This is a genomic window from Clostridium sp. MCC328, assembly GCF_018785465.1.
Lineage (GTDB): Bacteria > Bacillota > Clostridia > Lachnospirales > Lachnospiraceae > Pilosibacter > Pilosibacter fragilis.
Map to the genome: position 1 here is coordinate 1 of NZ_WQPW01000035.1, position 12,571 is coordinate 12,571.

At 49.3% G+C, this 12,571-nt stretch carries 10 protein-coding genes and 2 pseudogenes; 8 read left to right on the top strand and 4 right to left on the bottom strand.

Annotation, left to right across the window (positions count from 1 at the left end):
* From GPK83_RS17120 to GPK83_RS06460, 8 genes and pseudogenes are all read left to right on the top strand, one after another.
* Positions 1-230 (top strand): annotated as a pseudogene (locus GPK83_RS17120) (collagen-like protein); the annotation flags it as partial.
* Positions 231-538: 308 nt separating this feature from the next.
* Entirely contained in the window at positions 539-943 is a 405-nt protein-coding gene (locus GPK83_RS06430) for a PaaI family thioesterase (protein ID WP_015553334.1), read from the top strand.
* A gap of 244 nt (positions 944-1,187) precedes the next feature.
* Positions 1,188-1,607: a 30S ribosomal protein S12 gene (rpsL, locus tag GPK83_RS06435; RefSeq protein WP_015553336.1), complete on the top strand. Its 420-nt coding sequence runs from the start codon at positions 1,188-1,190 to the stop codon at positions 1,605-1,607.
* A gap of 256 nt (positions 1,608-1,863) precedes the next feature.
* The gene (gene rpsG / locus GPK83_RS06440; protein WP_021905592.1) at positions 1,864-2,334 is read left to right on the top strand and encodes a 30S ribosomal protein S7; all 471 of its coding nucleotides are present in this window, start codon (positions 1,864-1,866) and stop codon (positions 2,332-2,334) included.
* A gap of 15 nt (positions 2,335-2,349) precedes the next feature.
* Positions 2,350-4,476, top strand: a complete 2,127-nt coding sequence (fusA, locus tag GPK83_RS06445; protein ID WP_117469197.1) for an elongation factor G — start codon at positions 2,350-2,352, stop codon at positions 4,474-4,476.
* Between the two features lie 140 nt (positions 4,477-4,616).
* Entirely contained in the window at positions 4,617-5,810 is a 1,194-nt protein-coding gene (tuf, locus tag GPK83_RS06450; RefSeq protein ID WP_015553337.1) for an elongation factor Tu, read from the top strand.
* A 330-nt stretch (positions 5,811-6,140) separates the two neighbouring features.
* Positions 6,141-6,353, top strand: coding sequence for a FeoA family protein (locus GPK83_RS06455; RefSeq protein WP_015553338.1), 213 nt, complete (start codon positions 6,141-6,143; stop codon positions 6,351-6,353).
* Between the two features lie 230 nt (positions 6,354-6,583).
* On the top strand, positions 6,584-7,786 hold the full coding sequence (locus tag GPK83_RS06460) for a pyruvate kinase (RefSeq protein WP_215704315.1): 1,203 nt from the start codon (positions 6,584-6,586) through the stop codon (positions 7,784-7,786).
* Between the two features lie 173 nt (positions 7,787-7,959).
* Here the strand turns inward: GPK83_RS06460 and GPK83_RS06465 are convergent.
* The 4 genes and pseudogenes from GPK83_RS06465 to GPK83_RS06480 form a co-directional block, all read right to left on the bottom strand.
* A pseudogene (locus GPK83_RS06465) lies at positions 7,960-8,124 on the bottom strand (sugar phosphate isomerase/epimerase); the annotation flags it as partial.
* Between the two features lie 217 nt (positions 8,125-8,341).
* Positions 8,342-9,310 (bottom strand): D-2-hydroxyacid dehydrogenase, encoded by a 969-nt coding sequence (locus tag GPK83_RS06470; protein ID WP_215704316.1) that lies wholly within the window; start codon positions 9,308-9,310, stop codon positions 8,342-8,344.
* 68 nt (positions 9,311-9,378) lie between these two features.
* Positions 9,379-10,524: a glycerate kinase gene (locus GPK83_RS06475; protein WP_015553342.1), complete on the bottom strand. Its 1,146-nt coding sequence runs from the start codon at positions 10,522-10,524 to the stop codon at positions 9,379-9,381.
* Positions 10,525-10,975: 451 nt separating this feature from the next.
* Positions 10,976-12,421 (bottom strand): amidohydrolase, encoded by a 1,446-nt coding sequence (locus GPK83_RS06480; protein ID WP_117469200.1) that lies wholly within the window; start codon positions 12,419-12,421, stop codon positions 10,976-10,978.
* Positions 12,422-12,571 lie beyond the last annotated feature (150 nt).

Sequence of the window (12,571 nt, forward strand, 5' to 3'; positions counted from 1 at the left end):
CAGGAGCAGTGGGAGCGACAGGTCCGATGGGTCCGATAGGTCCGGCAGGAGCAGTGGGAGCGACAGGTCCGATGGGTCCGCAGGGGCCAACCGGTCCGACAGGCCCCGCAGGGACAGTGACAGCGGCTGCTCCGGTGGCAAATGCCACAGACTCGGAGAACGTGGTGAATCAGTTTAATGAATTACTTGCAAATCTGAGAACAGCTGGACTTCTGGCACCCAATCCCTAACGAAGGATAGATTAAAAGAGGAGACCGCAGATGCGGTCTCCCTCAGAATCGAAAGAGATTTGTAACGGTTCAGTCCGGGAGCGGCATCGTTCCCGAATGTGTATCGGATGTGGACTAAATCGCATCGGGGGGGATCAAATCGCACCGGGGGTCTTGCATGAAAATTTCCGGTATGGTAAAATCCTGTCTGAAAATATACAGTGCTTGTAACAGTTCAGTACCTTTGCAGTTGCGGGCAAAAATCTATTCCGGACCGGCTGTGCGATGGGATTATTGACACTGCCGGAACGCAGAAGGAGGAAAAAGTCATGAAAGAAACATGGAACGTCCTCGACCCGGACGAGTATGTAAAACACAATCCATTTATGGGATATACCAATATGAAGATTGAAAAGATCTCCCCGGAATGCAGTGAGATCAGTATGAAGATCACTCACGGCGTGACAAACCTGATGGGCATGGTCCATGGCGGAATGCTCTATGCTCTGGCAGATGTGGTAACAGGCCTCACGGCCAGAGCCGACGGAAGAAAATATGTGACCCAGAGCGCCCATATAAACTTTATCCGGAACGTATCGGAAGGAACGGTCTATGCAAAAGGCATCTTGATCCGCCGCGGCAGATCCATCACAATCGTCCGCAGTGAAGTGACAGATGAAAAGGGAGATCTTCTCGCTGATGTGACCGTGGACATGTTCTGTCTTGGAGAGTAGTCTCCCGGAAGGAGAAAAACAGGCCAAACCTGTCAAAATCACAAGAGATAAATTTGAGACAACTCATCCAGGCGTGTCATGATCGAAAAACGCCGTATTTTCAAAGAAAATTTAAGGTTTCTCCTTGACATGCAGAAAAACTCTGTATATAATAATGGGGCGTGCATCGGGTACGTCCCGTTTTTTGTGCGCATAAAGGCTGATAAGCAGCAACCAACAGTCAATATCACAGGAGGTGAAAAGAATGCCAACATTTAACCAGTTAGTAAGAAAAGGTAGAGAGACATCTGTAAAGAAATCTACAGCTCCGGCACTCCAGAAAGGATACAATTCCCTTCATAAGAAAGCCACAGATACATCTGCTCCGCAGAAGAGAGGTGTATGCACAGCTGTTAAGACTGCAACTCCTAAGAAGCCGAACTCCGCTCTTAGAAAGATTGCCAGAGTACGTCTTTCCAACGGTATTGAAGTAACAAGCTATATCCCGGGTGAGGGACATAACCTTCAGGAGCACTCCGTTGTTCTGATCCGTGGTGGTCGTGTTAAGGACCTTCCGGGTACCAGATACCACATCATCAGAGGTACTCTTGATACTGCAGGCGTTGCCAACAGAAGACAGGCTCGCTCCAAGTACGGCGCAAAGAGACCGAAAGATAAGAAGTAATTGCTTCGCAATTACTGCTACTCAAACGTAGCGTGGCGGAGTTCGAGTTTCCCGTCTTAACTGGCGGCAGATAAAAACTTGAACAACCGCACAGGGATCACTAACAGGAATAAAGTGAATGCGAATAACGCATATTAGTGCCGGTGATATTTGACCTGTGGTTGCAGGAGATAGATAGAAAACCGCGCGCGAACACATTTTATGGAAACATGTGAGTACCGATGATATAATTTTTATAATTAAGGAGGGAAGTAACGTGCCACGTAAAGGACATACTCAGAAAAGAGACGTATTAGCAGACCCGCTTTACAGCAACAAAGTTGTAACCAAGCTGATCAACAACATCATGCTTGATGGTAAGAGGGGCGTTGCTCAGAAAATTGTTTACGGCGCTTTCGAAGAGGTCGCTGAGAAGACCGGTAAGGACGCTGTAGAAGTATTCGAAGAGGCTATGAACAACATCATGCCGGTTCTCGAAGTTAAGGCAAAACGTATCGGTGGTGCAACATACCAGGTACCGATCGAGGTTAAGCCGGAGAGAAGACAGGCATTAGGCCTTCGCTGGATCACTCTCTATTCCCGTAAGAGAAGCGAGAAGACCCAGGTAGAGAGACTTGCAAACGAGATTATGGATGCAGCTAACAACACTGGCGCATCTGTAAAGAAGAAAGAGGAAATGCATAAGATGGCTGAGGCTAACAAGGCATTTGCTCACTACAGATTCTAATAGGAGGAAAAATCCTTGGCTGGAAGAGAATATCCGTTAGAGAGAACCAGAAATATCGGAATCATGGCTCATATCGATGCTGGTAAGACAACAACGACAGAGCGTATCCTTTATTATACTGGTATTAACTATAAGATCGGTGATACTCACGAAGGTACAGCTACCATGGACTGGATGGAGCAGGAGCAGGAGAGAGGTATCACGATCACATCCGCAGCTACGACTTGTCACTGGACTCTTCAGGAAAAGACAAAGCCGAAGGCTGGCGCACTTGAGCACCGTATCAACATCATCGATACACCAGGCCACGTAGACTTCACTGTTGAGGTTGAGCGTTCCCTCCGTGTACTTGATGGCGCTGTTGGCGTTTTCTGTGCAAAGGGTGGTGTAGAGCCGCAGTCCGAGAACGTATGGCGTCAGGCTGATACCTACAACGTACCGAGAATGGCATTCATCAACAAGATGGATATCCTTGGTGCAAACTTCTACGGCTGTGTAGATCAGATCCGTACAAGACTTGGCAAGAACGCGATCTGCATCCAGCTCCCGATCGGTAAGGAAGACGAGTTCAAGGGAATCATCGACCTCTTCGAGATGAAGGCTTACATCTACAATGATGATAAGGGCGATGATATCTCCGTAACAGACATTCCGGAAGATATGGCAGATGATGCAGAGCTTTACCACAGCGAACTCGTTGAGAAGATCTGCGAGCTCGATGATGACCTCATGATGCAGTATCTTGAGGGTGAGGAGCCGACCGTTGATGAGATGAAGAAGGTTCTTCGTAAAGCAACCTGCGAGTGTCAGGCAATTCCGGTATGCTGCGGTACAGCATACAGAAACAAAGGCGTACAGAAGCTCCTTGATGCGATCATCGAGTACATGCCGTCTCCGCTTGACATCCCGCCGATCAAGGGCGTTGACCTTGAGGGCAACGAAGTAGTTCGTCATTCTTCCGATGATGAGCCGTTCTCCGCACTTGCATTCAAGATCATGACAGACCCGTTCGTAGGTAAACTTGCATTCTTCCGTGTTTACTCCGGTACAATGAATTCCGGTTCCTACGTATTAAACGCAACAAAAGATAAAAAAGAGCGTGTTGGTCGTATCCTTCAGATGCATGCAAACAAGAGACACGAGCTTGACAAGGTTTACTCCGGTGATATCGCAGCAGCTGTTGGATTCAAGTCCACAACAACTGGTGATACAATCTGTGACGAGCAGCATCCGGTAATCCTTGAGTCCATGGTATTCCCGGAGCCGGTTATCGATATCGCAATCGAGCCGAAGACAAAAGCCGGACAGGATAAGATGGGCGAGGCTCTTGCAAAGCTTGCTGAAGAGGACCCGACATTCCGTGTTCATACAGATACAGAAACAGGCCAGACAATCATCTCCGGTATGGGTGAGCTGCATCTGGAAATCATCGTTGACCGTCTCCTTCGTGAATTCAAGGTAGAGGCTAACGTTGGTGCTCCGCAGGTTGCTTATAAAGAGACAATGACTAAGGCTGTTGACGTAGACAGCAAGTACGCGAAGCAGTCCGGTGGTCGTGGACAGTACGGTCACTGTAAAGTACACTTTACACCGATGGATCCGAACGGCGAAGAGACATTCAAGTTCACTTCTTCCGTTGTCGGCGGTGCTATTCCGAAGGAATACATTCCGGCTGTCGGCGAAGGTATCGAAGAGGCTACAAAGGCCGGTATCCTTGGCGGATTCCCGGTACTCGGCGTAGCTGCAGATGTATATGATGGATCTTACCATGAGGTCGACTCTTCCGAGATGGCATTCCACATCGCTGGTTCCATGGCATTCAAGGATGCTATGGCGAAAGGTAACCCGGTACTTCTTGAGCCGATCATGAAGGTAGAGGTTACAATGCCTGAGGAGTACATGGGCGACGTTATCGGTGACGTTAACGCACGTCGTGGACGTATCGAGGGTATGGAAGATATCGGCGGCGGCAAGATGGTTAAGGCATATGTTCCGCTTGCTGAGATGTTCGGCTACTCCACAGACCTTCGTTCCAGAACACAGGGTCGTGGTAACTACTCCATGTTCTTCGAGAAGTACGAGCAGGTACCGAAGAGCGTTCAGGAGAAGATCATCGCTGAGAGAAAGGGCGCTGCGAAATAATCCCACGGGATTATTTCCGGTTTCCTCTTGCATATAGCAAGAATAGGCTTGAAAAACTTTTTCGAATGGAATATAATAGTATTCAGCCTAAGTTAAATATGATAGCCCAATGGGCGCAAAATTAAGGAGGACGTTTTAAAATGGCAAAAGCTAAGTTTGAAAGAACCAAACCGCATTGTAACATTGGTACCATTGGACACGTTGACCATGGTAAAACAACATTAACAGCAGCAATCACAAAAGTTCTTGCAGCAAGAGTTGCAGGTAACACAGCTGAGAACTTTGAAGATATCGATAAAGCTCCGGAAGAGAGAGAACGTGGTATCACAATCTCTACAGCTCACGTTGAGTATCAGACAGAAAAGAGACACTATGCACACGTTGACTGCCCAGGCCATGCTGACTATGTAAAGAACATGATCACTGGTGCTGCTCAGATGGATGGTGCTATCCTCGTTGTAGCTGCTACTGATGGTGTTATGGCTCAGACAAGAGAGCACATCCTGCTTTCCCGTCAGGTAGGCGTACCGTACATCGTAGTATTCATGAACAAGTGCGATATGGTTGACGATCCGGAGCTTCTTGAGCTCGTAGAGATGGAGATCAGAGACCTTCTTAACGAGTACGAGTTCCCGGGCGATGACACTCCGATCATCCAGGGTTCCGCTCTTAAGGCTCTTGAGGATCCGAACGGTGAGTGGGGCGACAAGATCATGGAACTTATGGACGCTGTAGATAGCTACATTCCGGATCCGGTTCGTGACACAGATAAGCCGTTCCTTATGCCGATCGAGGATGTATTCACAATCACAGGTCGTGGTACAGTTGCTACAGGCCGTGTAGAGCGTGGTACTCTTAAACTCAACGATGAGGTTGAGATCGTTGGTATTCACGAGGAGACTCGTAAGACAGTTGTAACTGGTATCGAGATGTTCCGTAAGCTCCTTGACCAGGCTCAGGCTGGTGATAACATCGGTGCTCTTCTTCGTGGTGTTCAGAGAACAGAGATCCAGAGAGGTCAGTGTCTTGTTAAACCGGGTTCCGTAACCTGCCACAAGAAATTCACAGCTCAGGTTTACGTTCTTACTAAAGACGAGGGTGGCCGTCATACACCGTTCTTCAACAACTATCGTCCGCAGTTCTACTTCAGAACAACAGACGTTACAGGCGTTTGCGAGCTTCCGGAAGGTACAGAGATGTGCATGCCGGGCGACAACGTTGAGATGACAATCGAGCTTATCCATCCGGTAGCTATGGAGCAGGGTCTTCGTTTCGCTATCCGTGAGGGCGGCAGAACTGTTGGTTCCGGTAGAGTTGCTACAATCATCGAGTAATCAACGAATCTAATACCGAGGTGCTTTGCACCGAAAAAATAAATATAGTATCTCCGTGAGATATTTGTGTCCAAGCGTAAGAGACCCGCAGAACTTTGTTCTGCGGGTTTTTCTGTTACAAAAAAACAATATATGCTATGTTAGCAGTACCGAATTTGTGATTTTGCCGTAGATGAAAAGATTACATGCACCTAACTGATTTTACGCTTGACTAACCAATAGTTTGAGGAGTATTCTATAAAAAGAAGATACAAAATAAATAAATTCATATAAATTTACAGACAATATCCGATAAAACAATTGTAAAGCATAGGATCAGGGGGCGTTATTATGCAGGCTTTATCAACGGCAAAATCAGGGGAACGTTATACAATTAAGTGGATGCTCGGAAACCAGAAGGTGATGGATTTTCTTCATCGCCACGATTTCTGCGAGGGAAACCCGATCGATGTGATCCTGCGGAACAATGACTGGATGATCATTGGAAATGACATGTGCAGAGTCGCGATCGGATGTGAAGTTGCGGATAGAATCCAGGTTTAAGGTTTTTGAAAGATAAATAAAGAATGGGATCTTCGATAAAAGAAGGTGTGGCGGACAGAGAAAAAAGGTCTGGCGCACCTTTTATATTGCCATGCATCTGGAAAAAGCTGCCGGTGGCAGGTTCTGTAGCCAGGAAAGTCGGGAAAAGTTCTTCCCGCCGGGAAACTAGATGACAATCCCGTCGCCTTATGATATGCTTGAGGAAGAATAAGGATCAGGAGGACGTTTAGATGGTGAATATATACGGAACGCTGGGACCGGCGTGCGCAAGCGAGAAGGTGCTGGCGGAGATGTTTTCACTGGGAATGACAGGAATGCGGCTGAACCTGTCCCATGTTACGCTCGCAGAGTCAGGGGATCTGATTGGAAAGATGAAGCGCGCAGCAGAAAAATGCGGGGTAAAACCGCAGCTTCTCGTGGACCTTCAGGGACCGGAACTGCGAACTGGAACCATCTCTGAGCCTGTTTCGTTGAAGAATGGGGATATTGTAGAGATATGCGGAATCCCAGAAAAAGTGAAGGATTCCTCAGTAAGTGGGGCAGATAGAAAAGAAATCGCACAGAAATCTGAAAATAAAGATATCGAGAAAATACCAGCTGAGAAAAATACATTTGGAAAAGGTTCTGGAAACGCTGATCGGTCCCAAAATAAACGTGACCATGTGAAAGTACCTGGAGAGTATGCGAAGATCATGCTGCCGGAACTCACCTTCCCATACCTGATTCCGGGTCAGGAAGTTCTTCTGGACGATGGGAAGATCCATTTAAAAATTGTGGAAAAAGCGGAAAATGTGACCGAGAATGGTGGAGAAAACACTCAGGAAAAGCGTTATTTCGCAAAGGTCCTCTGGGGCGGTCTCCTAAAGAGCAGAAAGAGTGCGGCTCTTCCGGGCGCGAAGATCTATCCGCCGACGCTGACAAATTCTGACCTTGCAAACATTAAGATCGCAAACGAGATGGGCGTGACCGGTGTCATGCAGCCATTTGTGAGAGATCACAGTGATTTGGAGCGCGTAAAAGAGGTGCTTCGGGAGGCGGGAGCGGAGGATATCAGGCTCTTCGCGAAGATCGAAAACATGGATGGCGTCCGGAAACTGGAGAAACTTCTTCCGGCGGCGGATGAGATCGTGATCGCCAGGGGTGACCTTGGAAATGCCGTTCATCTCTGGGACCTTCCGGGTGTCCAGCGCCAGATCTCCGAGAAGTGCCGGGCGGCGGGAAAGCCGTTCATGGTAGTGACCCAGATGCTGGCCTCCATGGAGCGCAGCCCTGTCCCGACCCGTGCGGAGGTAAATGATATCTTCCATGCTGTGATGGATGGCGCTGCTTCAATCATGGTGACAGGGGAGACTGCGGTCGGAGATTACCCGGTGGAAGTCATCCGGTATATGGTGAATACGGTGAGAAGCGCGGAGAAGGAAGAAAATAGATAAACAATTGCAATTGTTTAACAAATTTATGCACTTGACGTGCGAAAAATCCAGAAAGAAAAAATAAGTAGAACGACTAGAAAGCGAAAAAATACGTTCCATCTACGGCAGGTACGATTCTTTCATCCAGAGCTTAGAAAGAACCGCTGGCACACCGGGATGGAACGTATTTTTAAATGGGTGATGTAAGGGCGGAGCGTGCGGAAGACGAACTGGCTGGTCTCATGGGTGACCGGGATGTGGGAGAGATCTACGAGAAGACCGAAATTGTTGTGGGTCATCCGCATCTCGGCGCCGAATTTTGCCGCGTATGGAGCCGGTTCCACGAGGGAGGCTTTGTCGGGAAAACTCATCCATTGGAGCGCACCGACGCGGAAATATTTGTGGATCGATTCATTCATAATTTTAAATGTAGTTCAGTATCGTAAGGAACGGAACATTTCCTTTCTCCTGGATAGCAAATGACGACAGGAATTTTTGAAATGAAATGTCACAGGAAATTCCAGATAATTTCCTGTGACACAGTGGCGCTAAAAAGCCTGATATGCCCAGTCAAAATTATTTCATGTTCACTACATGAACCGGTTTTCCGTTTAAGAACGCCCGGATATTCTCCACAGTGCAGTCCATGATCCGCCTGCGGCTTTCCTTCGGAGCCCATGAAATATGCGGGGTGATGATGCAGTTTGGAGCTTTTAAGAGCGGGTTGTCAGCCTTGATCGGCTCAGTGGAAACGACATCGAGACCGGCGGCAGCGACTTTGCCGGAAGCAAGCGCTTCTACGAGGTCCACCTCGTTGACAAGCTGCCCGCGGGCATTGTTCAGAAGAATCACGCCGTCCCTCATTTTCGCGATATTTTCCCGGTTGATGAGTCCTGCGTTTTCCGGTGTCAGATTGCAGTGCAGGGAGATCACGTCAGCCTTCGCGAAAAGCTCATCCTGGGTAACGTAATCCGCGATCGCGCGGCCGGATTCATTCGGGTAGAGGTCATAGGCGATGACGTTCATGCCGAGAGCTTTCGCGATGCGTCCCTCAGCCTGACCGATGCGCCCGAAGCCGATGATGCCCATGGTCTTTCCCTCCAGCTCGATCAGCGGATAGTCCCAGTAGCACCAGTCAATGTTTTCAGCCCATTTTCCTTCATGGACAGTCTTGTCATGGTGGCCGATGTGATGGCAGATCTCAAGGAGAAGAGCGATGGAGAACTGGCTGACAGATGCGGTTCCGTATGTCGGAACATTTACGACAGGAATTCCCTTTTCAGCGGCGTAGTTATAGTCGATGACATTGTAGCCGGTGGCGAGAGCCGCGATCAGCTTGATACGCGGACACTTGTCGATGGTCTCACGGGAGATCGGGGTCTTATTTGTGATGATAATCTCGGCATCACCGATACGTTCAGTGATCAGAGGTGATTCTGTGAAGGAAGTTCTGTCATAGACGGTGAGGTCACCGAATTCTTTTAACGCGTCCCAGCTTAAATCGCCCGGGTTTTCTGTATATCCATCTAAAACTACAAGCTTCATATATAATCGTCTCCTTTTTTGAAAAAATTGTGGGCAGATAAAACACAGAAGAGTATCCGCCAAAAGGCTCAGAAAGTGAAAATATTTCCAATCTGAAACAGTCTAAGCACATTCTCTGCAGTATTCAGCAGATTCTCCTCCGCACGACTCATCACATCCTCCAACGACATGACGCCCGGAACCGTGTCGAAGATCGCATCGATCCCGAAATCATAAAGCGTTTCGCATCCGTCACCTTTCGCCCCGGCGATGGCAACCACCGGAACATTCCTGACTTTTTTTGCGCGTTCCGCGACACCGACAGGAACTTTTCCCAGCGCGGACTGGAAGTCAATCCGTCCTTCGCCCGTAATTACAAGGTCCGCCTGCTTCACATGCTCATCGAAATCCGTGAGATCCAGAACCAGGTCGATTCCCGAGCAGATCGTCACCGGGAAATACGGGAGAATTCCGCAGAGCAGGCCGCCTGCCGCTCCGCTCCCGTCGGTGTCGGCGGCAGCGCAGTGGAGTTTATCCTTCAAAACTGCGGCATAGTGAGCGAGCGCCGCGTCAAGAATCTTCACTTGCTCCTCATCAGCCCCTTTCTGAGGTCCGAACACGGCAGCTGCTCCGAGGGCTCCGCAGAGGTGATTTTTTACATCGCAGGCAACCAAAAACTCGCATCCGGCGGCTTCCCTCAAAAGCCCATCCGTGGAGATCGAGGCAAGTTCCCTTAAGTGGACACCGCCCGGTTCCAGTTCCTTCCCATCCTTATCGAGAAACGAGATTCCAAGGGCGCCTGCCAGCCCGGCGCCGCCGTCGGTGGTGGCGCTTCCGCCGAGACCTAAGATGATCTTTTTAACTCTATGTTCCAGGGCGTGACGGATCAGCTCGCCCGTTCCAAAGGTGGACGCGTGCAGGGCATCCCGCTCCTCAGGTTTTAATAAGGTAAGTCCGGACGCCGCAGCGGTCTCGATCACGGCGCTGCCGTCCGGGAGAAGTCCATACTCGGCGGTTATTGGGCGCCCCAAAGGATCATGGGCAGGAACGCTGACTTTTGTTCCTTTCATGGCAGCAACCAAGGCATCAACGGTTCCCTCTCCGCCGTCAGCGACAGGAATCTTTGTGATGGTCACATCCGGGATTACATTTTTTGCGGCACGTTCAATGGTATCGGTCACTTGTCTGGCAGAGCAGCTTCCCTTAAAGGAATCTGCGGCGATCAGTATGTTCATGTTCAATTCCTCCCTTGTATACACAGTAGAACCACTGTATTGAGTGGCTGATAAAGCATGGATTTTAAGTCGAGAGCTTATACTTTCCGGTTAGTTCCGTATAGGAACAGGCTATTGAAACATTATCATTATAACAGAAAATCAGGGTACGAACATGTACCCTGATCAACTTATTGGAAAATATCGTTACAGTTCAGCCATTACATCTTCTTGTTTTCATATTCATGAAAACAAGAAGCTTGGTGGTTCCACCATATGCTGATTTGGATGAAAAAGTGCTTATGCAAGCAAGCTTGCAACACACTTTCTCATTCAAACCAGCGCATGGCTGAACTGTAACAAAATATCCGTTTTTTGTATGAAAGACTGAACTCACACAGACATGATTTTACAGATAAAGCAGTTTCAAATTGTGAAAGATGGAGTCTGCGGAGAACCGTGAATCGACGGTTTAGTATGTATCTAACGGCGGCTCAACAGAATCCGGCAGCGGGCAGGTATAGTGTCCACCGTTTCTCTTGTGGAGTTCTTTCTTTGCGGCTTCGATCACATCCGGGCGGTCCATGGTGCGGATGCAGGAGAGAGCCAGGACTTTTGCTGCGGTCAGGAGTCCCTTGTGGGCTAACGGGCTGCAGGACTGGGCAACCATCTGCCAGGAGTGTCCGACATTTCCGACACATGCGGTGGCAATATTGATATTTAAGGTAGGGGCGGCGTATCCGACATCACCCACATCTGTAGAGCCGGCGGTCAGCTTGATCTTATCCGGGTTGAACGGGTGGATCTCGGAATCCAGCGGCCTTTCAAGAATCTCCTCTAAGCGGTCTTCCCCGTAAGTCTCAATGATCTGGGATTTGATGTTTTCCAGGGTGGTCGCCGGGTAGGTATTTAAGAATTCCTTTGCCATCCTGTAATCCGCGTCATCCCATTTCGGAGCGCCGACTTCCTGTAAACACTCGTCCGCAACCGCCGCCAGGGCGTTGTTTGGAAGATATTCGGTGAACGCCATGGAAAGCTCGCACTCAAAGGTGGTATCGGTCATGATGGATGCGCCGCGGGCAACATTTTTTACGCGCTCGAAGAGCTCTTTTACCTGGTAGACCCACGGAGAGCGGACCTCATAGCGGATCGTCGCGTGATCCTGTACGACGTTCGGGGCGGTTCCGCCGGCATCGATGTAAGCGTAGTGGATCCTCGCTTCCGGGATCATGTGCTCTCTCAGGTAGTTGCAGCCCACGTTCATGAGTTCAACGGCGTCCAGGGCACTTCTTCCGAGGTATGGGGTTGCGCCTGCATGGGAGGCAACACCCTTAAAATAGAAGTTTGCGCCCATGATGGCGTTGCTGTGATTGCACTCGACGGCGTTTTTTGTTGCCGGGTGCCAGGAGTATACGAAATCGACATCGTCGAACATGCCTGCGCGGGCCATGAACTGCTTGGAACCTGCGCCTTCTTCAGCCGGGCAGCCGAAGTAGATGATGGTTCCGTCCTTCTTGTTGGCGATCAGGTATTCCCTGACAGCCAGGGCAGCGGCGAGAGCGCCGGTACCGAGCGCGCAGTGGCCGCAGCCATGTCCCGGAGCGCCTTCCTTTAAAGGGTCCTTGTGCGGGTCAGCGGCCTTCTGGCTTAAGGAAGACAGGGCATCATACTCGCCGAGGATTCCCATGACAGGTTTTCCTGTTCCGTAGGAAAAGGTTCCGGTAAAGCAGGTCGGGATTCCGGCATCGCCTTCCGTCAAGGCAAAGCCCTCTTCTTTTAAGATTGATTTTAACAGGGCAGCCGATTTTGTCTCATGGAACGCCAGCTCGGCATACTCCCAGATCTTATCGTTGGCATCCAGGATCTTCGCGGATTTTTCATCGATCACGCGGGTGAGAAATTCCAGGTCTTTATTCATGTGAGATTCCGTCCTTTCTGAAAATGTTGGATGGCGAGTGGGAAAAACATTTCTTTCACACTGCGCTGTGATATAGAGTTAGTTTACAACAGTTTGTTGAAAAGTACAATGGGAAAAAGAGTTTTGCGGACAATTTTCTGCGAAGTTATG

What these genes read in the sequence shown, in the direction of transcription:
- rpsL (WP_015553336.1), top strand. Translation starts at nt 1,188, where the DNA reads ATGCCAACATTTAACCAGTTAGTAAGAAAAGGTAGAGAGACATCTGTA.
- GPK83_RS06470 (WP_215704316.1), bottom strand. Translation starts at nt 9,310, where the DNA reads ATGAAGCTTGTAGTTTTAGATGGATATACAGAAAACCCGGGCGATTTA.
- GPK83_RS06460 (WP_215704315.1), top strand. Translation starts at nt 6,584, where the DNA reads ATGGTGAATATATACGGAACGCTGGGACCGGCGTGCGCAAGCGAGAAG.
- tuf (WP_015553337.1), top strand. Translation starts at nt 4,617, where the DNA reads ATGGCAAAAGCTAAGTTTGAAAGAACCAAACCGCATTGTAACATTGGT.
- GPK83_RS06430 (WP_015553334.1), top strand. Translation starts at nt 539, where the DNA reads ATGAAAGAAACATGGAACGTCCTCGACCCGGACGAGTATGTAAAACAC.
- GPK83_RS06480 (WP_117469200.1), bottom strand. Translation starts at nt 12,421, where the DNA reads ATGAATAAAGACCTGGAATTTCTCACCCGCGTGATCGATGAAAAATCC.
- GPK83_RS06475 (WP_015553342.1), bottom strand. Translation starts at nt 10,524, where the DNA reads ATGAACATACTGATCGCCGCAGATTCCTTTAAGGGAAGCTGCTCTGCC.
- GPK83_RS06455 (WP_015553338.1), top strand. Translation starts at nt 6,141, where the DNA reads ATGCAGGCTTTATCAACGGCAAAATCAGGGGAACGTTATACAATTAAG.